The organism is Dyella japonica (genome assembly GCF_040545895.1).
GTDB classification, from domain to species: Bacteria; Pseudomonadota; Gammaproteobacteria; order Xanthomonadales; family Rhodanobacteraceae; genus Dyella; species Dyella japonica_D.
In genome coordinates this window covers 115,388-138,169 of record NZ_JBEPMU010000003.1, presented here as the reverse complement: position 1 = coordinate 138,169, position 22,782 = coordinate 115,388, and the positions used below count along the sequence as shown (strand labels likewise).

The following is a 22,782-nucleotide window of genomic DNA, read 5'->3' as shown; positions in this document are numbered from 1 at the left end:
GGCACCCGGAGCACGTATACTGCGCGGCTCGCACGGCATGCCGGGCGAGCTCCGGGCGGTTAGCTCAGCGGTAGAGCACTACCTTGACATGGTAGGGGTCACAAGTTCGATCCTTGTACCGCCCACCAATACCGACGAAACGGCGTGGCCTCGGGTCACGCCGTTTCTTTTTGCGCCGAAGGAGCCAGTCGATGACGTACCTCTGGGTCAAGAGTTTCCATGTCGTATTCGTCATTGCCTGGATGGCCACGGTGTTCTACCTGCCGCGCATCCTCGTGAATATCGCCGAGGCCGGCGACGAGCCTGCCGTGAAGGCGCGGCTCTTGCTCATGGGGCGCCGCTTGTACAAGTTCGGTCACAACATGTTCGGCATGGCCTTCCTGTTCGGGCTGGCCTTGTGGGAAGGCTGGCGCCTGTTCCCGCAGGCGTTGCCGAACGTGGTGGCGTCGCTCCACTGGATTGACGCCAAGCTGACCCTCGTGGTGTTGATGCTCGCCTACTTCATCTGGTCGGGCCGGCTGCTCAAGCGCAGCGAAAAAGGCGGGGCACTGCCTTCGTCGAAGACGCTGCGCATCATGAATGAGCTGCCTGTGCTGGTACTGCTGGGCATCGTGTTCCTGGTGATCGCCAAGCCGTTCTGAGCGAGCTCGGCAGCTCATTTCGCAGGAAGGCTGCGGCGCACTTCATTCGCCGCGCTGGAAATATTCCCTGTACCAAGCGACGAAGCGTGCCACGCCGTCCTCGATCGGCGTGTTCGGCGAATAGCCCACGTCGCGCCGCAGGGCGGAGACATCAGCCCATGTGTCCGGCACGTCGCCGGGTTGCATCGGCAGCAGGCGTTTCTCCACCGTGCGGCCCAGGTTCTGTTCCATCAATTCGATGAAACGCAGCAATTGCACCGGCTGATCGTTGCCGATGTTGTAGACGCGGTACGGCGCGCTCGATGTGCCCGGGCTCGGCTGCAAGGCATCGTAGGCGGCGTCGGGCAGGGCGATGTGGTCGAGCGTGCGGATCACGCCTTCCACGATGTCGTCGATGTAGGTGAAGTCGCGGCTGTGGTTGCCGTAGTTGAAGACATCGATCGGCTTGCCGCGGCTGATGCGATCGGCGAACAGCATGGGCGACATGTCAGGGCGGCCCCATGGGCCGTACACCGTGAAGAAGCGCAGGCCGGTGGTGGGCAGGTCGTACAGATGGCTATAGGTGTGTGCCATCAGTTCGTTCGCCTTCTTGCTCGCCGCGTACAGGCTCACCGGATGATCCACGGCGTCTTCGATGGCGAAGGGCATCTTGCGGTTGGCGCCGTAGACGGAGCTGGAGGAGGCATAGACGAGGTGCTCGACCTTGCCGTGGCGGCAGGCCTCCAGGATGTTCACGAAGCCGACCAGGTTGCTCTGCACGTAGGCCTGCGGGTTCTTCAGCGAATAGCGCACGCCAGCCTGGGCGGCCAGATTCACCACGCGCTGCGGGCGAAATTCGCCGAAGGCCCGGTTCACCGCGTCGGCATCCGCAAGGTCGGCGCGCAGATGCGTGTAGTTGGGATGCTCGGCAAAACGGGCGAGCCGGGCTTCCTTCAGCGTGGGGTCGTAGTAGTCGTTGTGGTTGTCGATGCCATAGACCTCGTCGCCGCGCGCCAGCAGGCGCTCGGCAAGGGCGGAGCCGATGAAGCCGGCCGTGCCGGTGACGAGAATGCGCATGCGGAAACCTCAAGCTTCGACGGGGGGGGCTGGCATTCTATCGCTGCCAATATTGAGACAGCGTCGCGCCGACTGATTTGACATCGCGCAATGGGCTAAACTAGCGTTCTGAACGTACCCACCCGGAGACAAGGTGGCCCGCGCCTCAAGCGCCGGTCGAGCGTGTGACATGGCAACTACCACTTTCCAACGCTGATTCGAGCCACGCCTTGTTTCACACAAAGGGCGCGTGGCGCTCTTTATTTTTGCCTGCCGTCCAGGCAGGCAAGGACAAACCGGCCATCCATGGCCGGACTCTTCAAATTAAAAACAGAGCACGTTCCTTGGGACGTCTTTTTCAGGTGCGAACATGATTGAAATCACGCTACCCGACGGCAGCAAGCGCCCGTTCGATCATCCGGTGACGGTGCAGGATGTGGCTGCCTCTATTGGCGCCGGCCTGGCCAAGGCCACCTTGGCGGGCAAGGTGGACGGCAAGCTGGTGGACGCCAGCTTCCCCATCGACCACAACGCCAGCCTCGAAATCGTCACGGAGAAAAGTCCGGAGGCGCTGGACATCCTGCGTCATTCCACGGCGCACCTGTTGGCGCAGGCCGTGCAGAGGCTGTATCCCGGCGCGCAGGTCACCATCGGTCCGGTGATCGACAACGGCTTCTACTACGACTTCGCTTACGAGCGCCCGTTCACGCCCGACGATCTGGTGAAGATCGAGGCGGAGATGGAGAAGATCGTCAAGGAAGCCCTGCCGGTGACGCGCAGCGTGAAGTCGCGCGACGACGCGGTGAGCTTCTTCCGCGGCCTCGGTGAGGAATACAAGGCCGAGATCATCGAAAGCATTCCGGCCAACGAAGAGCTCTCGCTGTATTCGCAGGGCGACTTCACCGACCTGTGCCGTGGCCCGCACGTGCCCAACACGGGCAAGCTGCGCGCGTTCAAGCTGATGAAGGTGGCCGGCGCGTATTGGCGCGGCGATTCCAACAACGCGATGCTCACGCGCATCTACGGCACGGCGTGGTTGAACGACAAGGATCTGAAGGCCTACCTGCACCAGTTGGAAGAAGCCGAGAAGCGCGACCATCGCAAGATCGGCAAGGCGCTGGATCTCTTCCATCAGCAGGAAGAGGGCCCGGGCATGGTGTTCTGGCATCCCAAGGGCTGGGCCATCTGGCAGCAGGTGGAGCAGTACATGCGCCGCGTGTACCGCAACAGCGGCTACCAGGAAGTGCGCTGCCCGCAGGTGCTGGACGTGTCGCTGTGGAAGAAGTCCGGCCACTGGGACAACTACCAGGAAAACATGTTCTTCACCGAGTCGGAGAAGCACACGTACGCCCTCAAGCCGATGAACTGCCCGGGTCACGTGCAGATCTTCAATACCGATCTGCACAGCTACCGCGAGCTGCCGATTCGCTACGGCGAGTTCGGCGCGTGCCATCGCAACGAGCCCTCGGGCGCGCTGCACGGCATCATGCGCGTGCGTGCCTTCACGCAGGACGACGGCCACGTGTTCTGCACCGAAGAGCAGATCGAATCCGAAGTGACGGCGTTCCATCAGCAGGCCATGAAGGTCTACGGCGATTTCGGCTTCGAGGACATCGCGCTGAAGATCGCGCTGCGTCCCGACAAGCGCATCGGCAGCGACGAGGTGTGGGACCGTGCCGAGGCCGCCTTGCGCGCCGCGCTGAACGCCGCCGGCGTGAAGTGGGAAGAACTGCCGGGCGAGGGCGCCTTCTACGGCCCCAAGATCGAGTACCACATGAAGGATTCCATCGGCCGCGCCTGGCAGGTCGGCACGATGCAGGTGGACTTCATGATGCCCGAGCGCCTGGGCGCCGAGTACGTGGACGAGAATTCACAGCGTCGTCACCCGGTGATGCTGCATCGTGCCATCGTCGGTTCGATGGAGCGTTTCATCGGCATCCTGATCGAGCATCACGCCGGTTTGCTGCCGACGTGGTTGGCGCCGGTGCAGGCCGCGGTGTTCAGCATTACGGATGCCCAGGCCGACTATGTTCGCGAAGTGGCGCAAACCCTTGTCGACAAAGGTTTCCGCGTGCACGCCGATTTGCGCAATGAGAAGGTCGGCTATAAAATCCGCGAACATACGTTGCAGAAAGTCCCTTACCTGCTGGTGGTCGGAGATCGCGAGAAGGAATCGGGGGCCGTATCCGTGCGTACGCGTTCGGGCGAGGACCTTGGCAGCATGCCGCTGGTCGCGTTTATCGAACGCCTGGAAGCCGAGACCCGTCGCTAAGCGGCGGGCCGGCATAAACAAGAACTCTTCTGGAGGATAGTGGTATCGCTACCACCGACACTAAGGGCAATCGCCGTAACCTTGAGATCCGTGTACCCCGTGTACGCGTGATCGGCGCAGATTCGGAACAGCTCGGCATTCTTACCCGCGACGAGGCGCTGGCCTTGGCACAAGAGGCGGGCATGGACCTGGTCGAGATCCAGCCGAACGGCGATCCGCCGGTCTGCCGCATCATGGACTACGGCAAGTTCAAGTTCGAAGCCCAGAAGAAGGCCCAGGCGGCCAAGAAGAAGCAAAAGCAGGTCGAGATCAAGGAAGTGAAGTTCCGTCCGGTCACGGACGTGGGCGACTACCAGATCAAGCTGCGCAACATGCTTCGCTTCCTCGAGGAAGGCGACAAGGTCAAGGTCACCATCCGCTTCCGCGGTCGCGAGATGTCCCACCAGGACCTGGGCCAGAACCTGGCCAAGAAGATCCAGGAAGACGTGGGCGAGAACGGCGTGGTCGAGTCCTTCCCCCGCCTGGAAGGCCGCCAGATGGTCATGATGATCGGCCCGAAGAAGAAGTAAGCTTCGGAAAAGATTGAAAAAGCGGCCTCTGGGTCGCTTTTTCTTTTGGCGTATTGCGGCGTCCTGAGGCCTTCCGACCGACGCAGGCATTTCCCTCTCTCCTCCGGGAGGGGGAGTCAAGAGCGGCAAGCCCATCCTTTCGCTGGCAAAACCCCCCATCCCTCCGTATAATCGCCGGTTCGACCCACCAGGACGGGTCGTGAACCGATCGTGGCAGGACGGAAAGTGTGGCCGGATGGCCGCCGCCAGATCAGTCAGAAACCGGGGCAGCTCCTTAAAAAGCGAACCCCATCAAGGAGCATTCCCATGCCCAAGATCAAGACCAACCGGGCGGCCGCGAAGCGTTTTCGCAAGACCGCGTCGGGCAAGTTCAAGGCCGGTCACGCCTTCAAGTCGCACATCCTGACCAAGAAGTCGACCAAGCGTAAGCGCAACCTGCGCGCGACCAACCACGTCAAGGCATGCGACACCAAGGGTGTAGCACGCATGTTGCCGTACTTGTAAGGCGAGGAGATAAACCATGGCTCGTGTAAAGCGTGGCGTTACCGCCCGTCGTCGTCACAAGAAGATCATTGGCCGCGCGAAGGGTTACTACAACGCCCGTCGCAAAGTCTTCCGCGTTGCTAACCAGGCCGTCATCAAGGCCGGTCAGTACGCCTACATCGGCCGCAAGCAGCGCAAGCGTCAGTTCCGCGCCCTGTGGATCGTTCGTATCAATGCTGCCGCTCGTCAGTTCGGTCTGTCGTACAGCCGCCTGATCAACGGCCTCGCCAAGGCCGGCATCACCGTCGACCGCAAGGTGCTGGCGGACATCGCCGTGCACGACATCAAGGCGTTTGGCGCGATCGCAGAGAAGGCGAAGGCCAGTCTGGCAGCGTAATTTGTGCGCTCATCCTTGATCGAGAAGATCAAGACGCGGCCATCCATGGCCGCACTCTTCAAAGGATGCGTGCAACGCTAGCGGGGAGGAGGCCACACGCCTCCTCCCCGTTTTTGTTTCTGACTTTCAACCCGGAATCGCATCGATGGACGATCTGGATAGCCTCGCCTCGCAGGCGCTGGCCGATATCGGCAAGGCCGACACGCTCGAAGCGCTCGACGCGCTGCGCGTCAGCCTGCTGGGCAAGAGCGGCATTGTCACCGCCGCACTGAAGGCTCTCGGCGCGTTGTCGCCGGACGAGCGCAAGGCGCGCGGCGCCGACGTCAACCGCATCAAGGATCGTCTTGCCGACGCGCTGGCCGTGCGCAAGCAGGTGCTTGAGCAGGCCGAGCTCGATCATCGCCTCGCTTCAGAAACCATCGACATCACGCTGCCCGGCCGCAACGGCGAACGCGGCGGCATCCATCCGATCACGCGAGCGCTCGAGCGCATCACCGCGATCTTCTCGCGCCTGGGTTACCAGCGCGCCGACGGTCCGGAGATCGAGGACGACTGGCACAACTTCGAGGCGCTGAATTTCCCGCCGCACCATCCGGCGCGCGCCATGCACGACACCTTTTACTTCGGCGATGGCCGCCTGCTGCGCACGCATACCTCGCCGGTGCAGGTGCGTTCCATGCAGGGACGCCAGCCGCCCATCCGCATCATTGCGCCGGGCAAGGTCTATCGCAGCGATTCGGACCAGACGCACTCGCCGATGTTCCACCAGATCGAAGGCCTGCTGGTGGATGAAACCTCCAGCTTCGCCGACCTGAAGGGCACGCTGGCCGAATTCATCCGCGCCTTCTTCGAGCGCGATTTCGAGATGCGTTTCCGCCCCAGCTATTTCCCCTTCACCGAGCCCTCGGCCGAAGTGGACATCCGCTGGGATGCCGAAGACGGCAGCACGCGCTGGCTTGAGGTGCTGGGCTGCGGCATGGTGCATCCGAACGTGCTGCGCAATTGCGGCATCGATCCGGAGCGCTACACCGGTTTTGCTTTCGGCCTGGGCGTGGAACGCTTTGCGATGCTTCGCTATGGCGTCTCCGATCTGCGCGCGTTCTTCGAGAACGATCTGCGCTTCCTCAAGCAGTTCGCGTAAACGCAGCAGGAACCGATACGCATGAAATTCTCCGAGAACTGGCTGCGCCATCATGTGCCGACCAACGCCTCGCGCGACGAGCTCGCCGCGACGCTGACGGCCATTGGCCTGGAAGTGGAAGACGTCACCGCGCTGGGCAATTCGCTCGACGGCGTGGTGGTGGCGCGCATTGTCAGCGCACAGAAGCATCCCGAGGCCGATCGCCTGCAGGTATGTGAAGTGGATACGGGCAACGGCACCGTGCAGATCGTCTGCGGCGCGCCGAATGCGCGTGCGGGCCTCGTTGCGCCTTTGGCTACCGTCGGCGCGACGCTGCCCGGCGGCATCGCCATCAAGGCAGCCAAGCTGCGTGGCGTCGAATCGTTCGGCATGCTTTGCTCGGCCAAGGAGCTGGGCATCGATCCGGATGCGTCGGGCCTGCTCGAACTTCCCTCCGATGCGAAAGTCGGCACGCCGCTCGCGACGTATCTCGGCTTGCCGGACGCCTCCATCGAAATCAAGCTGACGCCCAACCGCGCCGACTGCTTCAGCGTGCGCGGCATTGCCTTCGATGTCGCTGCCGCGCTGGGCGGTCAGGTCATTCCGCTGGACGCCGCACCGGTGCCGGCGCAGAGCGAGGCTACGATGAAGGTCGTGCTCGACGCGGGTGCGCGCGTGCCGCGCTTTGCCGGGCGCGTCATCGACAACGTCGATGCGAGCGTCTCCACGCCCGTCTGGATGGCCGAACGCCTGCGTCGCAGTGGCCTGCGCCCGATCAGTTTCCTGGTCGATGTCACGCAGTACGTGATGCTGGAACTTGGCCAGCCGATGCATGCGTTCGACAAGGACAAGCTCGAAGGCGACATCGTCGTTCGTCCCGCGCGCGCCAAAGAGCAACTGGCGCTATTGGATGGCCGCACGGTCGAGCTGGACGATGACTTCCTCGTCGTTTCCGACAGCGTCGGCGGCAAGGGCGCCCGTGCGGTGGCGCTGGGCGGCATCATGGGCGGCTCGGAGACGCGCGTCACCGACACCACGCGCAACGTTTTCCTGGAAGCGGCGCATTGGGTCCCGTCGGCCATCATCGGCCGCAGCCGCAAGCTGGGCATGCATACGGACGCGGGGCACCGCTTCGAGCGCGGCGTTGATCCGGAGCTGCCGGGCATCGCCGTCGAGTACGCCACGCGATTGATCGTCGATATCGCCGGTGGCGTGCCCGGCCCGTTGCTGGACGTCACCTTGCCTGAATACCTGCGTTCGCCGGAACCCATCCTGCTGCGGCGCGCGCGCCTGGCCCGCGTGCTGGGCGTGAGCGTCGCCGACGAAGAAGTGGCGCGCATCTTCACGGCCCTGGGCATGACGGTGGAACCGCAGGCCGATGGCTGGAAGGTCACGGCACCGAGCCGTCGCTTCGACATCGAGCGCGAAGAAGACCTGATCGAAGAGGTCGCGCGCATTCATGGCTACGAAAACATCCCGACGCACACGCCGGCCGGTGCGTTGGCGCTCACCGCTGAGCCGGAGGCACGCCTCAGCGAGCTGGCCGTGCGCGAGCAGCTTGCCGCCCGCGGTTACTACGAGGCGGTGAACCTGGCTTTCATCGGCAGCGATGTGCTGCAGCGCTGGGGCATGTCCGAGCAGTGGGTGCCGCTGGCCAATCCGTTGTCGGCCGACCTGGCCATCATGCGGCCGTCGTTGCTGCCCGGCCTTATCGTGGCGCTCTCGCACAACCGCGCCCGTCAGCAGGAGCGCGTGCGCCTGTTCGAACTGGGCCGCACGTTCCGCATCGGCGCCGAAGCGGCCGCCCGCAAGGACGCGCCCACTGAAACGCCGTCCCTTGCCATCGTGGCCAGCGGCACGGCATACGCGGAACAGTGGGGCGAAGCCTCGCGCACGCTCGACTTCCATGACCTCAAGGGCGACCTCGATGCCTTGATCGCCTGGGGCGGCGAGCCCGACCGCTGGGCCGTCCATGCCGATGGCCTGCCGAGCTGGCTGCACCCGGGCCGTGGCGCCCGCGTGACCCGCGACGGTCAGACCGTTGGCTACTTTGGCGCGCTGCATCCCCAGCTGGCTAAAGCCCTGGACCTGGGGGCCGATGTCCATGTGCTCGAGCTTGAGCTGGACCCGGTCCTGGCCCGCCGCCTGCCCAAGGCCACGGCCGTGCCGCGCTTCCCCTCCGTACGCCGCGACATCGCGGTGGACGTGCCGGAAGAGGTGAGCTGGTCACAGATTGAGCACGTGGTTCGCACGACCCTGGGCAGCCAGCTCAAGGAGCTGCGCCTGTTCGATCGCTATAGCGGGAAGGGGGTCGAACTAGGCCGAAAGAGTCTCGCTATGGGCTTGATTTTACAGGACGCTTCACGCACGCTTACTGACGACGACGCTGACCGTAACATTCGTGAAGCAGTCGCAGCGTTGGAGATGGCATGCAAGGCGAAGTTGCGAGGATAAGATGGCGCTGACCAAAGCAGAGATGGCCGAGCGCCTCTTTCTCGAGGTGGGCCTCAACAAGCGTGAGGCAAAAGAGTTCGTGGACGCCTATTTCGAGGTGGTCCGCGAGGCGTTGGAAAAGGGCGAGCAGGTGAAGCTGTCGGGTTTCGGCAACTTCGATCTGCGTCAGAAGAACCAGCGACCGGGGCGCAATCCCAAGACGGGTGAGGAGATTCCCATCTCTGCACGCCGCGTGGTGACGTTCCGACCGGGTCAGAAACTCAAGGTGCGAGTCGAGGGCTATGCTGGACCAAGGGAATAACACCGAGCTGCCCGCCATTCCGGCGAAGCGCTACTTCACCATCGGTGAGGTAAGCGAGCTGTGTGGCGTCAAGCCGCACGTGTTGCGGTATTGGGAACAGGAATTTCCCGCGCTCAATCCGGTCAAGCGCCGTGGCAACCGCCGCTATTACCAGCGTCACGACGTGCTGATGATCCGTCAGATCCGTGGCCTGCTGTACGACGAGGGCTTCACCATCACCGGCGCCCGCGCACGGTTGGAAGGCCCGCAGGCGCGCATGGAATCGAGCATTTCCCACCAGATCGTGCGCCAGGTGCGCATGGAGCTGGAAGAAGTTCTCGCGCTTCTGCGCCGCTGAACTTTCAAGACGACTTCCGGTACTGCCGGCTAAGCTGGTAGACTTGTCGTCTTGCCGATCATCGGGGCGTAGCGCAGCCTGGTAGCGCATCTGCCTGGGGGGCAGAGGGTCGTGGGTTCGAATCCCGCCGTCCCGACCAATTCGGCAACAGACATGAAAACGGCGCCCTTGGGCGCCGTTTTTGTTTGTGAAGCTTTCCTGCACTCAGCCTTACACCTCTCTAGCCCGTCATTCCTGCGAAAGCAGGAATCCAGCGACTTCAGGCCCTTCGACAACGTGCAAAGACACTGGATTCCTGCTTTTGCAGGAATGACGGTGAGGAGGGGCTGTACTGAGGCGACCGTGCAGGTTCCTCTCAATACAGCACGCGACTGCGCAGCGTCCCTGGAATGGCCGAAAGCCGATCGCGCAGCTCGCCCGACTGCTTCTCGTCGGCCGCCACGTCGATCACCACGTAGCCCACCTCGCTGTCCGTCTGCAGGAACTGGGCGTCGATGTTGATGTTGCCGGCGGAGAACAATTCGTTGATGCGCGAGAGCACGCCCGGCACATTGCGATGGATGTGCAGCAGACGGCGGCTGCGCGGATGTTCCGGCAGCGACACCTCGGGGAAGTTCACGGCCGACAGCGTGGAACCGTTGTCGCTGTAGCGCACCAGCTTGGCCGCCACTTCGATGCCGATGTTGTCCTGTGCTTCCAGCGTGCTGCCGCCGATGTGCGGGGTGAGGATCACGTTGTCCATACCCACCAGCGGCGACACGAATGCATCGTCGTTGCCCTTGGGTTCCACCGGGAACACGTCGACAGCCGCGCCGGCCAGATGCTCCGAACGCAGCGCGGCGGCCAGGGCGTCGATATCCACCACGGTGCCGCGCGAGGCGTTGATCAGCAGCGAACCCTTGCGCATGCGGGCCAGTTCGCGCGTGCCGATCATCAGTTGCGTGGCGGGTGTCTCAGGCACGTGCAGCGTCACCACGTCGGCGCGCTCCAGCAAGTCTTCCAGGCTGTTGGCGGCGCGGGCGTTGCCCAGCGAAAGCTTGGATTCGATGTCGTGGAAGATCACGCGCATGCCCAGGCTTTCGGCCAGCACGCCGACCTGCGTGCCGATATGGCCGTAGCCGACGATGCCCAGCACCTTGTCGCGTGCCTCGAAGCTGCCGGCGGCCGACTTGGTCCAGCCGCCGCGATGGCACAGGGCGTTCTTCTGGGGCACGCCGCGCAGCAGCATGATGGTTTCAGCGATAACCAATTCCGCCACGCTGCGCGTGTTGGAGTAGGGCGCATTGAAGACGGGAACGCCCAGCCGGCGGGCGCTGCCCAGGTCCACCTGGTTGGTGCCGATGCAGAAACAGCCCACGGCAATTAGCCGTTTAGCCTGCTGAAGCACGTCGTCGGTGAGATGCGTGCGCGAGCGGATGCCGACGATGTGCGCTTCGGCGATGCGGGCCTTCAAATCGGCTTCCGGCAAGGCTTTTTCGTGGTATTCGATCTGGCTGTAACCCGCGCGCTGGAAGCTTTCCACGGCGCTGCGGCTGACGCCTTCGAGCAGGAGTACCTTGATGTCTTGTTTTGGGAACGAGGTCTTCATGGGCCGTTGCACGATGGAGAACGCTTGCACTATGCCAGACCTTGAGGCCGTTTTGCGGCGTCGCAACACTGGACGATGCGGTGCTGCGCTGGCAGGCTTGCGGGGCACCCCAGGGAACGCGACATGACCGATGCTCGACTGGCTGAGCTTGCCGCTCGCCTGCCCAATCTTCGCCTGCTGACCGATCCGGCCGACCTGGAGCACTACGGTCGCGACTGGACGCGTCGCTGGACGCCCGCGCCGCTGGCCATCGCGCTGCCCGGCGACGTCGCCGAGGTGCAGGCCATCGTGCGCTGGGCCAACGAGCGGGATGTCGCGGTCGTGCCGTCGGGTGGCCGCACAGGCCTCTCGGGCGGCGCCGTGGCGGCGAACGGCGAACTGGTACTCAGCCTGGAGCGCATGAAGAACGTGCTCTCGTTCGATGCGGTGGATCGCACGCTCACGGTGCAGGCCGGCATGACGCTGCATGCCGTGCACGAAGCCGCGAGAGAGCATGGACTGATCTACCCGGTAGATTTCGCCGCGCGCGGTTCGTGCTCCATCGGCGGCAACATCGCCACCAATGCCGGCGGCATTCGCGTGATCCGCTACGGCAACACGCGTGAATGGATTGCCGGGCTCACCGTGGTGGCCGGCAACGGCGAGCTGTTGCAGCTCAATCGCGCGCTTATCAAGAATTCCAGTGGCTACGATTTGCGCCAGCTGCTGATCGGCTCGGAGGGCACGCTGGGCATCGTGGTGGAAGCGACGCTGCGTCTCACCAATCCGCCGCCGCCGTCGCAGGTCATGTTGCTGGCCTTGCCCACCATGGATGCGTTGATGGAGGTGTTCGCGCTGTTCCGTTCGCGCCTCACGCTGCAGGCGTTCGAGTTCTTTACCGATGCAGCGCTGCGTCATGTGTTGGCGCACGGTGCGCAGCGGGCCATCGATGGCGATCATCCGTACTACGTCGTGACTGAATTCGACGCGGATGAAGCCGCGCAGGACGCCGCGCTCGGGGCGTTTGAGTACGGCCTGGACCAGGGCTGGATCAGCGACGGCGTGATCGCGCAAAGCGATGCGCAGGCGGCGGCCTTGTGGCGCTTGCGCGAAGGCATCACCGAAAGCCTTGCGCCGCACCGGCCGTACAAGAACGACATCTCGCTGCGCATCAGCGCCTTGCCGACCTTCCTGCACGAGATCCAGGCGTTGCTGGGGCGCGAGTACCCGCATTTCGACGTGGTGTGGTTTGGGCACATCGGCGACGGCAACCTGCACATCAACGTGCTGCGTCCGGACGATGTGTCGGATACCGATTTCATCACCCAGTGCGAGCATGTCACCAAGCTGCTTGCCGACACCTTGCAGCGACATGGCGGCAGCATCTCGGCCGAACATGGCATCGGGCTGGTGAAGCGCGCCTACCTCGGCAGCACGCGCAGCGCGGCCGAGATTGCGCTGATGCGGGGCGTGCGGCAGGTGTTCGATCCCAAGGGCCTGCTCAATCCGGGCAAGCTTTTCGAGTGAGTGTCTGGGCGCACTCGGGCGCCGGCTAAGCGCAGCCTAAGTCGGGAGGTGGATGCTGTGGGGACCTCACGCCCATAGGTTCGACCATGCGTCCCTTGTCTAGCTTGCTCATCGGCGCCCTCGCCACGGCCTGCGCCGCCCATGCCGCTGCGGCCCCGGCACCCGCGGATTTCCGCGTCATCGGCCATCTGCCCCTCGGCGGCGCCGGTGGTTGGGACTACCTCAGTTTCGATGCGCAACGCCGGCATCTCTTCGTGACCCGTGGCGACCATGTGGACGTGGTGGACGTCGACCAGAACAAGCGTATTGGCGCAATTCCCGGCACGAAGGGCGTGCACGGTGTCGCGCTCGATCAAGCGGGGCATCGCGGTTACGCCAGCAACGGACAAGCGGCGTCGGTCACCGTGTTCGATCTGGACACGCTGGCGGTGGTGGCGACCATCGATGGCACCGGAGAGAAGCCCGACGCCATCGTTTACGACGCCGCGTCCAAGCACGTCTTTACCTTCAACGGAAAAGGGCGTTCCTTCAGCGTCATCGATCCTGTGCACAACACGGTCACCAGCACGGTGGCGCTGGCTGGCAAGCCGGAATTTGCCGTGAGCGACGAAGCCGGGCATATCTACGTGAACCTCGAGGACAGCGCCCAGCTCGTGAAGATCGACACCGCCAGCAACACGGTGGTGGCGACTTGGTCGCTAGGCAGTTGCGAGTCACCTACCGGCCTGGCCATGGATCGCAAGGCGCATCGCCTGTTCTCCGTGTGCGATAACAAGCAGATGGCCGTGACGAACGCAGACACCGGCAAGGTGGTGGCGCAGGTGCCGATCGGCGAAGGTCCGGATGCCGTGGTGTTCGATGAAGGTACGTCGATGGTGTACAGCTCCAATGGCGAAAGCGGCGACATCACCGCCGTGCGCGAAAAGGATGCGGATCACTACAACGTCGTGGCCACCATTGCCACGCAACCCAGCGCGCGAACGCTGGCGCTCGATCCGAAGCTGCACCGGCTCTACCTCTCGGCCGCCAAGTGGGCCGCGCCGCCGAAGGAGGGCGCTCGCCCGGACGTGGTGCCGGACAGCTTCGAAGTGTTGACCGTGGGTACGCCCTGAAGCGTCTCCGGCATGCTGAGAGGTCCGCTGAATCAAGGGGCGCGAGGGACGGCGTGCTAGCCTTATAGGCCGTCCCCGTTTGCTTCAGGAGCATGAGCATGTCGCAGGAACTTCGCACCCTGTATCCCGAGATCGAGCCGTACGACACCGGCATGCTCAAGGTTTCGGACCTGCACACGCTGTACTACGAACAGAGCGGCAACCCCAACGGCAAGCCGGTGGTGTTCCTGCATGGCGGCCCGGGCGGCGGCACCAATCCGAAGTGCCGTCGCTTCTTCGATCCGGCGGTGTACCGCATCGTGCTGTTCGACCAGCGCGGTTGCGGCAAATCCACGCCGCATGCGGAGCTGCACGAGAACACCACGTGGAACCTCGTCGCCGACATCGAGCGTATCCGTGAACACCTGGGCATCGACAAGTGGCAGGTGTTCGGCGGTTCGTGGGGTTCCACGCTGGCGCTCGCGTATGCGCAATCCCATCCGGAACAGGTGACCGAACTCGTGCTGCGCGGCATCTTCATGCTGCGTCGCTGGGAGCTGGAGTGGTTCTACCAGAAGGGCTGCGATGCGCTGTATCCCGATGCATGGGAGTCGTACCTCAAGGCCATTCCCGAAGTGGAGCACGGCGACCTGATGAGCGCCTACTATCGCCGCCTCACCAGTAGCGACCCGATCGAACGCGTGGAAGCGGCGCGCGCCTGGTCGGTGTGGGAAGGCGCCACCAGCTACCTGTGGCAGGACGAAGGCCACATCCAGTCCAGTGGCGAAGACGAATTCGCGCTGGCCTTCGCGCGCATCGAATGCCACTACTTCGTGCACGGCGGCTTCTTCGAGCGCGACGACCAACTGCTGCGCAACGTCGATCGCATCCGCAATATTCCCGCCGTTATCGTGCAGGGCCGCTACGACGTGGTGTGCCCGATGCGCAGCGCGTGGGATCTGCATCGCGCCTGGCCGGAAGCCGACCTGCGCGTCGTGCAGGACGCAGGCCACTCGGCGTTCGAGCCGGGCAACATCTCCGAGCTGGTGAAGGCCACCGATCGCTTCGGCCGCTGATCAGCGTCCTTGCCTGTCAAACCCCGGTCGGCAACGGCCGGGGTTTTTTCATGTCGCCGCGAGCGCCCTGGAAAACACGTGCAGGCTCACGTGCGCGCGCTTGGCGTGACGCTTGGCGCGTGCGGCCAGCATGGCGATGGATTGCGCCCGCTGCGGCAAGGGCGGCGCCAGTTCCACCGCACCCATCACCACCGTGGTGTAGGGAAAGAATTGCGGTTCGCCGCGACGGTCCTTGCCGTGCAGGCCGCCATGGATGATGTCGATCGCGTCGAACAGTTGCGGCGCGCGCGCGTTGAAAGCACTGATCACGCGCTGGCAGCGGATCTCCCAGTCGGCGCTCTGGAACAGCACCACGAAATCGTCGCCGCCGATGTGGCCGATGAAATCGAGCGACGGATCGACGTGCTCGCTCAGCAGGCCGGACAGCAGCCGGATCATCTCGTCGCCGCGTGAATAACCGTAGTGATCGTTGAACGGCTTGAAGTCGGTGAGGTCGACGTGCACCACGGTAAAGCATTCGCCGCCGTCGATCAGGCGTTCCAGGTGTTCCGTGGTGGGAATGTTGCCGGGCAGGAAGGTCAGCGGGTTGGCGTGACGCGCGGCCTCGATGCGCAACTCGCTCACGCGGCGCACCAGTGCCTCGCCCGTGCCCAGGCCAAGGTAATGCCCCTTGCGCGTCACGATGAAACCATCGGCGAGATAGCGCTGGTCTTCGCCGCGCAGCACGTCGGCCAGACTCTCCAGGCTGCGGTTCTCGTCGCATACCAACGGCGCGCCGTTCATCAGCGCGGTGCATGACTTTCGCGCCAGCAGTTCGCGTGCGAAGGGCTGCGCCATGCGCTCGTTGACCAGGCGCCGATTGATCAGGCCGATGGGCTGGCCATCCTTCACCACCGCGACCGCATGCAGCTCGGGATGGTCGACGAACAGCGCCATCACCTCCTCGTTGGTCTGGCGCGGCTGTACGGCCGGTGCTTCGATCAGCAGATGACTCACCTGCGTGGGACGCTGCGTCACCGGGCCGCGTGGCCGTGGCAACACGGGCACGGCGGGCGTACGCAGCAGCTGTCGCGATTCGGCGCTTGCCTCGCGCACGGTCTGTTCGGCGGGACGACCGATCAGGAAGCCTTGCGCAAAGGGAATGCCCAGATCGCGCAGCACGCGCAGGTCTGCCGGATCCTCCACGCCTTCGCCCACCAGGTCAGTGCCCAGCGATTCGGCCACCTGGCAGAGCGAACGCACGATGGCCAGTCGTCCCGCGCTGCGCGACACGCCGTTGATGAGATAGCGGTCGATCTTCACCACGTCAGGGTGGATCTCGTTCCACAATTCGAAGTTGGAATGGCCGTTGCCGAAATCGTCCAGCGCGATGCGTATGCCGTGCGCGCGCAGATAACCGAGCGCATGGGCAAGACGGGCAGGGCTTTCCACCACGTCGCGTTCCGTGACCTCGATGGTGACGCGTGCCGGGTCCAGTTCGCTGGAGGACAACGCCGCGAGCACGTCATCCGGCCGCAGAGAGTCGTGCAGGATGGCGTGCGCGCTGAGGTTCACCAGCAGACGTCCCGGCGCTGCCTGGGCGGCGAACGCGCCGCACAGCGTGCGCGCGGCGTGCAGTTCCAGCTCGGCCAGCCTGCCTTCCATGCGCGCCAGATCGAGCAGGTCGAGGATGGACAGCTCGCCCGGCATGAAGGCGCACCGGCTCAAACCTTCATGCGCGACCACGTCGAGCGTGTCCACGCGCACGACCGGCTGGAACACCGGTTGCAGGCTTCCCGCGGCGAGCGCGCGCTCCAGCATGGATTGCCGTGTATGAGGGTGGGCGAGTCTGACTGGCATGCCCTGTTCGATATCAGGCCGCGGCCCGGGATAAATGCGTCATGGCGGATGAGAGCCCCACATCATGCGGCGACTCATGGTGACCTTCCTGTGGGGGAAGGCGGAAGAAGGCGACTTGTTGCATCAGGGTGTCGGCATCGGCGGTGAGTGCACGGCCGGTGTGCTTGATGTCTTCGACCAGGTCGGCATTGGCCTGGGTCATGCCGTCCATCGCCATCACCGCGCGATTGACCTGGCTGATGCCGCTGACCTGCGACAGCGTGGCGCCGGAGATCTGCGAGACGCGCTCGGACACGCTGCCCATGCTGAGCACGATGCCGTCCAGCGCCTCGCCCGAACGCGTCACGCGCTCGCGTGCGGTATCGACCGCATCGCCGCTGCGTTCCACCAAACGGCGAATGTCCTTGCCTGCATCCACGCAACGACGTGCGAGCTGGCGCACTTCGGTTGCCACTACCGCAAAACCGCGACCACGCTCGCCCGCCTGCGCGGCTTCGATCGCGGCGTTGAGCGAGAGCAGGTTGGTCTGGAACGCAATGCTGTCGACCAGGTCGACGATTTCGGAAATGTCGCGGCTGGCTTTTTCGATGGCTTGCATTGAATCGATGGCTTCGCCCGCCACGTGACGTCCGTGTTCGGCGTGGTCCAGCGCGTCGCGCGCTGCCATCGCGGCGCCGTCGGCGTGGCTCGCGCCCTGCGTGGCCGTGTCGGCCATGTGCGCCATCGAAGCCGCCGTCTGTTCCAGGCTGGCGGCCTGCGCCTGCGTGCGCGGGCTCAGCGCTTCGTTGTCCTGCGCCAGGCGGCGCGCGCGTTCGCCTACCGATTCGGCACCCACGCGCACCTTGGCGAGTACGCGCGTGAGCTGGGCATCCATGGAGGCGAGTGCGCGCAGCAGCTTGCCGAGTTCATCGTTGGAGCCTGTTTCCACCGCTTCGCCGAGGGTGCCCGCGGCAATGCGCTGGGCGACCTGCGTGGCGCGCGTGAGGCGTTGCATCAGCGAGTGCATCAGCGCGGCGTCCAGCACGATGGTGACGGCGAGTGCCACGCCCAGCAGCACCAGCAGCAGGATCATGCCGTCGCGGTCGGCGGCACGCTGCATGGCCACCTGCTCGTTGCCCTTGGTCAGCGCCGACTGGAACAGGTTGGCGAAGTCGCTCTGCAACGGTTCGTAGGCAGGCTGCACTTCGGTGGTGAGCTTGAGGCCGCCGATGTCGAACTGCCCCGCGTCGAGCAGGGCAAGCGTTTCGTCGATGATGCGGTCGGCCTCGGCGCGGTGCGCGGTGGTGAGCTTGAGCGTCTGTGCCTGCTCTTGCGCCAGCTCGCTGTTTTGCAGCGTCTTCCAGTGGCGCTCGGCATCGATGCGATCGGCGTGGATGCGCGTGTGTGCGTCTTCCACCGCCGAGGGCAGCTGGGACATCACGGCATGCACGAGCACCTGCAGCGTGCTGTTGTAGTCGTTCTGCACGCGACCCACGTCGGCCACCGGGCTCAGCGAACCGTCCACCAAGCCCTGGATGCGCGTATCTGCGCGACGCAACTGCACTACGCCGGCCACGCAGGTGATGGCCAGCAGCGACACGATGGCCAGCAGGCGCAACAACAGACGCTGGCGCAGCGTCCATCCGGTGATCGGCTTGAAGAGCTTGAACATGGGGAACGTCCGGGGTGAGGGAACTGCAAGAGCTGTCGGCCCACCACGCGGCAACTTTAGCCACAAAGCAGAATAAATCTCATGAAATTCAACTTGTTATTCGCCATCCGTCGAGACGGAGCAGCGCGGCAAAGATGGCACGCAAAGATGTCGCCTGCATGACCTTCGTGCTGCGCTTCGCATTCCCCTGATCAAGGAAAAAGCCTCGCCGACAAGAGCGAGGCTTTCATGCATTGCGCGGCAGTGACGGTCAGCCGGCAGGCAATTGCTTGGTGCCGAAAATCTTGTCGCCCGCATCGCCAAGCCCCGGCAGGATGTAGCCGTGTTCGTTGAGCCGCTCGTCAATGGACGCGGTGTAGATCTCCACATCCGGATGCGCCGCCTCGATGCGCTTGAGGCCTTGGGGCGCCGCCACCAGGAACAGTCCCTTGATGCGCTTGCAGCCCGCGGCCTTGAGCATGTCCACCGTGGCCACCAGCGTGCCGGCCGTGGCGAGCATGGGATCGACGATGAGCGCAATGCGTTCGTCCATGCGGCCGGTAAGCTTTTCGTAATAGGCGATGGGTTCGAGCGTTTCTTCGTTGCGCTGCAGGCCGACCACGCTCACCTTGGCTGCAGGAATCATGTCGAGCACGCCGGGGAGCATGCCCAGTCCCGCGCGCAGGATCGGCACGATGGTGACCTTCTTGCCCTTGATCTGGTGCACCGTCAGCGGGCCGGCCCAGCCGTCGATGCGCTGCTCGACGGTTTCCAGATCCTTGGTGGCTTCGTAGGTCAGCAGCGAAGCCACTTCCGAGGCGAGTTCGCGAAATTCCTTGGTGCTGATGCCCGCGCGACGCATCAGGCCGAGCTTGTGCTGGATCAAGGGATGGCGGACTTCGACGATCTTCATGGGCAACCCCGCGCGGAATAATGGATGGGATTGTCGCCCACTCGCGCGCCCGTTGCATCGGTCGATGCACGGCTCTCCACGATGTTCTTCATGGGCATAAAAAAGGTGCCGGCATGCGCCGGCACCTGGTGACTTGCACTGAACGATCAATGGCCCGCGTTGGGCGTGCCACTCAGGCAGGTGCTCATGAAGGTTTTGCGTGCGTCGCCCTTGAGCGACTTGGCCTGCGGATCGGCGTTACAGGCTTTCATTTTTTCCTGCTGGGTCATCTTGGCCGGCGCAGCGCTTTCGCCCTTCAGGCAGCTGCTCATGAAGGCCTTGCGCTCGTCGCCGGTCTTGCCCGTGGCCTGCTTGTTGCAGTCGGTCATGCGCTGTTGCTGCGAATTCTTGGCGGGCGCGCTGGCGGCGTCCTGGGGTGCAGCGAACGCGGTGGATGCGGCGAAGGCCAGCGCAACGCCGGCAAGCATCAGACTCAAACGCGAAGACATGCGGATACCCTCCTGGATGACATGACCGGCGAGTGCCGGTGGCGCAAGTCTATGCCCGCCGCCAGCTCGCGTGGGAGGGTATTCCCAGCCGGCTGAGCGCGCCGTTCAGCAAGTTCGAAGGCGATGCCCAAATCCCGCTGGTAGTGGCGCCAAAAGAAAGGCCACGCCCGTCCCCGGGCGTGGCCTCCTGTTGATCGCAAGCGAACGGTCAGTGACCGTGGCCGTGACCTTCGCCCTGGTCATCGTCGTCGTGATGGCCATGCCCGTGATCCTCGTCATCGTGATGATCATGACCCTGTTCGCCGAACAAGCCCGGCACGAACAGATCCACCACGAAGCCATCGTGATCGGACACACCGATCGCCTTGCGCACGTCGGTGGCGGTGGCGGCATCGGCTTCCGTCTGCACTGGTGCATCGAGGTCGGCGCGACCGTACTGCATCTTCAGGAAACGCAAGCGGGCGATGTCGTTCATCAGTGCGTGATCGAGCACCTGCACCGTGGGCACCTCGCGGCCGGAGTTGCCCGAGCCTGCGGCGGTATAGCCCTGGATCGGGCCGAATTCCTCGGTGTAGAGGAACGAGTAGCGATCATTCTGCGGCACCGATTCCACCGCATTCCACAGTGCCGGACGCACGATGTTCTTGCCGAGTTTTAGCTGGTTTTCGCTGTCCTTGTACTGGCCCGAGGCCAGACCAACCACGTCCACCCAGCCATCGCTGAACTGGTAGGCATTGAAGTCGCCCACCACCATCAGCGGTTGCCACGGGTTGGTGGTCTGCAGGTTCTGCACCTGACGTGCCAGCGAGCTGGCTTGCAGGAAGCGCTTCTGGCGATCACGCACGGCGCTGTCGTCGTTGTCGTCGACGTTGGTGCGCGCCTTCATGTGCACCGAGATCACCTGGAAGCGCACGCCGCGCGCCTCGGCGGTGAGCAGCAGCGGCGGATGGTCGTGCACGAAGGCGGTCTGGCCGTTGTCGTCCCACGTTTCATCGGCGGCCAGCTGTTGCACGGACACCACGCGAACGCGATCGCTGCGCACCAGGAAACCCACGTTGATGCCGCTGGGATCGTGTCCGGGCACCAGGTACGCCTGGTACTTGGCGCGATAGTCGTCGCTGAGCTGCGTGGCCAGGCCCTGCAGCAGCGGCAGGCTCTTCACTTCCTCCACCGACAGCACGTCGGGCAACTGCAGCACGCTGCCGATATAGGCGGACAGGCGCTGCGTCTTCAACGCCACTTCATCCGCCGTCGGCTCCTTGCTGTCGCCGCTGCAGGTAAAGGTGGTGTTGAAGTTGCTGTCGCAGAAGCGCTCGGTATTGAACGCACCGATGCGCAGTGCATGCGGTGCCGTGGGCGAAACGGAGCGCTGCATTTCCGCGACGTGCTTGAGCGTGATCTTCGTTGGGATGAACGTGTACGCACCGAAATCGTAGGAGATGATGCCTTCGGCGCGGAACGTCGTTCCCGCGATGAACGGCGTGTTGAGCGGTACGGCGCCGAAGTCCGCCGTATTCATCTTGAACACTTCCGGGTTGCCGCTCCAGTTGGGCAGCTGCACGCCATCAGGCACCGGCACGCCATAGCGCACGCCGGGAAGACGCAACGAGCGCTTGCCGTTCGCGGTGATGCTCACTTCCGCATACGGCTCGCCGCTGAAACGCTTGTTGCCCGTGTTGATCATGCCGTTCTCGATCACCACGCGCATGCCCACGAAACACTGGAAGTTGGTCGCGCCGCAGGACAGCTTGGCGGGGTCGGATGAAGGAATCGCATCGCCAAACACCACCGCCTTCGGCAGGCGCGCGCCATGCGAGGTCACCGTGACGACCGGGCTGGTGAGTTCGGGCAACTGGTAGTAGTTGGAAACCCTGGCATCCACGTTCACCACATCGCCGACAGCAACCGTCGGCGTGCTCGACGTGAATACGTAGATGCCGTTGGACGTGAGCGTATCGGCATCGGCGCGTGCGTCGGGCGTCTGCATGGTGAAGCCGGCCGGGCCCACCGCGGTGACGATGTTGCCGGTGGTTTTCACCGGCTTGCCGAGCAGCGGCGATATCTGATCGCGACCCTGGATCTGCCAGATTTCGGCGGCGACCGGAATGTCGTAGAGGATGGCGCCGATGGCGGTGTCGCGCGACAGCGGAACGTTGCCGCTGGGCTGGCTCAGCTTGACCTCGAAGGCCTTGTCGTCGCTCGGTGTGGTGCGGCCATGCACCACCACGTTGAAGCTCGCCTGCATCTGGCCTTCGGCGATGCTCAGGTTGGTATCGAGCGCGTCGTAATCGTGATTGGCAACCGTGGCCGTGCCATCCAACGTCGCTGCATGCACGGACACGCCGCCAGTGGGCGCCGGCTGGGTGAGCGTGATCGTGAACGGCATTTGGACGTCCGCTGCGCCGCGCACCGTGGCGCTTGCATCGGCGATGGACAACGCCTGGCCCAGTACCACGCACGTGCTTGCGCTGTTGTGCGGCGTGGTGGGGGAAGCGACGTTGAAATCGGCCTGGTTGTCACCCGTGTTCTGCGGCAAGCCGGCCGCCGTGGGCTTGCGGCCATAACCCTTGTCTGCGTTGGTGGTGCCCAACGTAGCCAGCGGCGTGCCGGCCTTATACGCCGAACCGGTAGAGAGGCCGACCTGATCGACCCACTGGCCCGAGCTGTCGAGAATGGCGAGGCCGCCATCGTCGGTGACGCCCGTGCTGTATTTGAAATCGCCCGCCACGCTGCCGGAATAACCGCTGCTCGCGCTGTTGGTCAGCAACAGATAACAGCCCGGCGCGATGGATGTGCCGCTGGGCAGCGTGAGACGCGTTCCCGTGGTGCCGCTGACGTTGGAGGCGTTGAACTTGTAGCCCGACAGATCCAGCGCCTTGCTGCCGCTGTTGAACAGCTCGACGAATTCGTCGTTACCGCCGGCCGGGCCACGGACGCGAAATTGGCTGATGCTGAGGTCTGCCGCTTGCGCAGCGGTTGCCGACAGGGCGAGCAACAGTGCGACTGCTAGGGCACGTCGAATGTGCGCTGGTTTCATTCACC

The 22,782-nt window shown here is 64.1% G+C and carries 19 protein-coding genes and 2 tRNA genes; 14 read left to right on the top strand and 7 right to left on the bottom strand.

Annotated features, from left to right (window positions below; all coding sequences use genetic code 11):
• The first annotated feature begins 53 nt into the window (after positions 1-53).
• Positions 54-128 (top strand) — tRNA-Val (locus ABIC75_RS10830).
• A gap of 63 nt (positions 129-191) precedes the next feature.
• A complete protein-coding gene (locus ABIC75_RS10825) occupies positions 192-641 on the top strand; it encodes a CopD family protein (protein ID WP_354013866.1) in 450 nt (149 codons plus the stop codon).
• Between the two features lie 42 nt (positions 642-683).
• On the opposite strand, the gene ABIC75_RS10820 is transcribed toward ABIC75_RS10825, so the two are convergent.
• Positions 684-1,697 (bottom strand): NAD-dependent epimerase, encoded by a 1,014-nt coding sequence (locus ABIC75_RS10820; RefSeq protein WP_354013865.1) that lies wholly within the window; start codon positions 1,695-1,697, stop codon positions 684-686.
• Between the two features lie 349 nt (positions 1,698-2,046).
• On the opposite strand from ABIC75_RS10820, the gene thrS reads away from it, so the two are divergent.
• The 9 genes from thrS (at position 2,047) to ABIC75_RS10775 (ending at position 9,748) form a co-directional block, all read left to right on the top strand.
• The gene (gene thrS, locus ABIC75_RS10815; protein WP_354013864.1) at positions 2,047-3,948 is read left to right on the top strand and encodes a threonine--tRNA ligase; all 1,902 of its coding nucleotides are present in this window, start codon (positions 2,047-2,049) and stop codon (positions 3,946-3,948) included.
• 44 nt (positions 3,949-3,992) lie between these two features.
• Positions 3,993-4,517: a translation initiation factor IF-3 gene (infC, locus tag ABIC75_RS10810; protein WP_304529332.1), complete on the top strand. Its 525-nt coding sequence runs from the start codon at positions 3,993-3,995 to the stop codon at positions 4,515-4,517.
• 306 nt (positions 4,518-4,823) lie between these two features.
• Positions 4,824-5,021 carry a 50S ribosomal protein L35 gene (gene rpmI, locus ABIC75_RS10805; RefSeq protein WP_019467379.1) on the top strand — a complete coding sequence of 66 codons (198 nt, stop codon included), beginning with the start codon at positions 4,824-4,826 and terminating at the stop codon, positions 5,019-5,021.
• 16 nt (positions 5,022-5,037) lie between these two features.
• Complete coding sequence (gene rplT, locus ABIC75_RS10800) at positions 5,038-5,397, top strand: 50S ribosomal protein L20 (RefSeq protein WP_017463630.1); 360 nt, start codon at positions 5,038-5,040, stop codon at positions 5,395-5,397.
• A gap of 145 nt (positions 5,398-5,542) precedes the next feature.
• On the top strand, positions 5,543-6,538 hold the full coding sequence (gene pheS / locus ABIC75_RS10795) for a phenylalanine--tRNA ligase subunit alpha (RefSeq protein WP_354013863.1): 996 nt from the start codon (positions 5,543-5,545) through the stop codon (positions 6,536-6,538).
• A gap of 21 nt (positions 6,539-6,559) precedes the next feature.
• Positions 6,560-8,971, top strand: coding sequence for a phenylalanine--tRNA ligase subunit beta (pheT, locus tag ABIC75_RS10790; RefSeq protein ID WP_354013862.1), 2,412 nt, complete (start codon positions 6,560-6,562; stop codon positions 8,969-8,971).
• Position 8,972: 1 nt separating this feature from the next.
• The gene (gene ihfA / locus ABIC75_RS10785) at positions 8,973-9,272 is read left to right on the top strand and encodes an integration host factor subunit alpha (protein ID WP_019467382.1); all 300 of its coding nucleotides are present in this window, start codon (positions 8,973-8,975) and stop codon (positions 9,270-9,272) included.
• Positions 9,253-9,609, top strand: coding sequence for a MerR family transcriptional regulator (locus ABIC75_RS10780; protein WP_019467383.1), 357 nt, complete (start codon positions 9,253-9,255; stop codon positions 9,607-9,609). Before ihfA ends, ABIC75_RS10780 begins: the two co-directional genes overlap by 20 nt.
• A 62-nt stretch (positions 9,610-9,671) precedes the next feature.
• Positions 9,672-9,748, top strand: a tRNA-Pro gene (locus ABIC75_RS10775).
• 216 nt (positions 9,749-9,964) lie between these two features.
• On the opposite strand, the gene serA is transcribed toward ABIC75_RS10775, so the two are convergent.
• Positions 9,965-11,197: a phosphoglycerate dehydrogenase gene (gene serA, locus ABIC75_RS10770; protein WP_354013861.1), complete on the bottom strand. Its 1,233-nt coding sequence runs from the start codon at positions 11,195-11,197 to the stop codon at positions 9,965-9,967.
• Between the two features lie 123 nt (positions 11,198-11,320).
• On the opposite strand from serA, the gene ABIC75_RS10765 reads away from it, so the two are divergent.
• From ABIC75_RS10765 to pip, 3 genes are all read left to right on the top strand, one after another.
• Positions 11,321-12,703, top strand: a complete 1,383-nt coding sequence (locus ABIC75_RS10765) for an FAD-binding oxidoreductase (RefSeq protein WP_354013860.1) — start codon at positions 11,321-11,323, stop codon at positions 12,701-12,703.
• An 86-nt stretch (positions 12,704-12,789) separates the two neighbouring features.
• Positions 12,790-13,815 (top strand): YncE family protein, encoded by a 1,026-nt coding sequence (locus tag ABIC75_RS10760; RefSeq protein WP_354013859.1) that lies wholly within the window; start codon positions 12,790-12,792, stop codon positions 13,813-13,815.
• 98 nt (positions 13,816-13,913) lie between these two features.
• Positions 13,914-14,870, top strand: a complete 957-nt coding sequence (gene pip / locus ABIC75_RS10755) for a prolyl aminopeptidase (protein ID WP_354013858.1) — start codon at positions 13,914-13,916, stop codon at positions 14,868-14,870.
• A gap of 48 nt (positions 14,871-14,918) precedes the next feature.
• Here the strand turns inward: pip and ABIC75_RS10750 are convergent, their stop codons facing one another.
• The 5 genes from ABIC75_RS10750 to ABIC75_RS10730 form a co-directional block, all read right to left on the bottom strand.
• Entirely contained in the window at positions 14,919-16,709 is a 1,791-nt protein-coding gene (locus ABIC75_RS10750) for an EAL domain-containing protein (RefSeq protein ID WP_354013857.1), read from the bottom strand.
• 13 nt (positions 16,710-16,722) lie between these two features.
• Positions 16,723-18,360 carry a methyl-accepting chemotaxis protein gene (locus ABIC75_RS10745; RefSeq protein ID WP_354013856.1) on the bottom strand — a complete coding sequence of 546 codons (1,638 nt, stop codon included), beginning with the start codon at positions 18,358-18,360 and terminating at the stop codon, positions 16,723-16,725.
• 250 nt (positions 18,361-18,610) lie between these two features.
• Positions 18,611-19,252: a uracil phosphoribosyltransferase gene (upp, locus tag ABIC75_RS10740; RefSeq protein ID WP_354013855.1), complete on the bottom strand. Its 642-nt coding sequence runs from the start codon at positions 19,250-19,252 to the stop codon at positions 18,611-18,613.
• Positions 19,253-19,398: 146 nt separating this feature from the next.
• The gene (locus tag ABIC75_RS10735; RefSeq protein ID WP_354013854.1) at positions 19,399-19,740 is read right to left on the bottom strand and encodes a PsiF family protein; all 342 of its coding nucleotides are present in this window, start codon (positions 19,738-19,740) and stop codon (positions 19,399-19,401) included.
• A gap of 208 nt (positions 19,741-19,948) precedes the next feature.
• On the bottom strand, positions 19,949-22,777 hold the full coding sequence (locus tag ABIC75_RS10730; protein ID WP_354013853.1) for a lamin tail domain-containing protein: 2,829 nt from the start codon (positions 22,775-22,777) through the stop codon (positions 19,949-19,951).
• Positions 22,778-22,782: the final 5 nt, after the last annotated feature.

Excerpts from the sequence above, each read along its gene's own strand:
- ABIC75_RS10825 (WP_354013866.1), top strand. The coding sequence starts at position 192 with ATGACGTACCTCTGGGTCAAGAGTTTCCATGTCGTATTCGTCATTGCC.
- ABIC75_RS10820 (WP_354013865.1), bottom strand. The coding sequence starts at position 1,697 with ATGCGCATTCTCGTCACCGGCACGGCCGGCTTCATCGGCTCCGCCCTT.
- thrS (WP_354013864.1), top strand. The coding sequence starts at position 2,047 with ATGATTGAAATCACGCTACCCGACGGCAGCAAGCGCCCGTTCGATCAT.
- rpmI (WP_019467379.1), top strand. The coding sequence starts at position 4,824 with ATGCCCAAGATCAAGACCAACCGGGCGGCCGCGAAGCGTTTTCGCAAG.
- rplT (WP_017463630.1), top strand. The coding sequence starts at position 5,038 with ATGGCTCGTGTAAAGCGTGGCGTTACCGCCCGTCGTCGTCACAAGAAG.
- pheS (WP_354013863.1), top strand. The coding sequence starts at position 5,543 with ATGGACGATCTGGATAGCCTCGCCTCGCAGGCGCTGGCCGATATCGGC.
- pheT (WP_354013862.1), top strand. The coding sequence starts at position 6,560 with ATGAAATTCTCCGAGAACTGGCTGCGCCATCATGTGCCGACCAACGCC.
- ihfA (WP_019467382.1), top strand. The coding sequence starts at position 8,973 with ATGGCGCTGACCAAAGCAGAGATGGCCGAGCGCCTCTTTCTCGAGGTG.
- ABIC75_RS10780 (WP_019467383.1), top strand. The coding sequence starts at position 9,253 with ATGCTGGACCAAGGGAATAACACCGAGCTGCCCGCCATTCCGGCGAAG.
- serA (WP_354013861.1), bottom strand. The coding sequence starts at position 11,197 with ATGAAGACCTCGTTCCCAAAACAAGACATCAAGGTACTCCTGCTCGAA.
- ABIC75_RS10765 (WP_354013860.1), top strand. The coding sequence starts at position 11,321 with ATGACCGATGCTCGACTGGCTGAGCTTGCCGCTCGCCTGCCCAATCTT.
- ABIC75_RS10760 (WP_354013859.1), top strand. The coding sequence starts at position 12,790 with ATGCGTCCCTTGTCTAGCTTGCTCATCGGCGCCCTCGCCACGGCCTGC.
- pip (WP_354013858.1), top strand. The coding sequence starts at position 13,914 with ATGTCGCAGGAACTTCGCACCCTGTATCCCGAGATCGAGCCGTACGAC.
- ABIC75_RS10750 (WP_354013857.1), bottom strand. The coding sequence starts at position 16,709 with ATGCCAGTCAGACTCGCCCACCCTCATACACGGCAATCCATGCTGGAG.
- ABIC75_RS10745 (WP_354013856.1), bottom strand. The coding sequence starts at position 18,360 with ATGTTCAAGCTCTTCAAGCCGATCACCGGATGGACGCTGCGCCAGCGT.
- upp (WP_354013855.1), bottom strand. The coding sequence starts at position 19,252 with ATGAAGATCGTCGAAGTCCGCCATCCCTTGATCCAGCACAAGCTCGGC.
- ABIC75_RS10735 (WP_354013854.1), bottom strand. The coding sequence starts at position 19,740 with ATGTCTTCGCGTTTGAGTCTGATGCTTGCCGGCGTTGCGCTGGCCTTC.
- ABIC75_RS10730 (WP_354013853.1), bottom strand. The coding sequence starts at position 22,777 with ATGAAACCAGCGCACATTCGACGTGCCCTAGCAGTCGCACTGTTGCTC.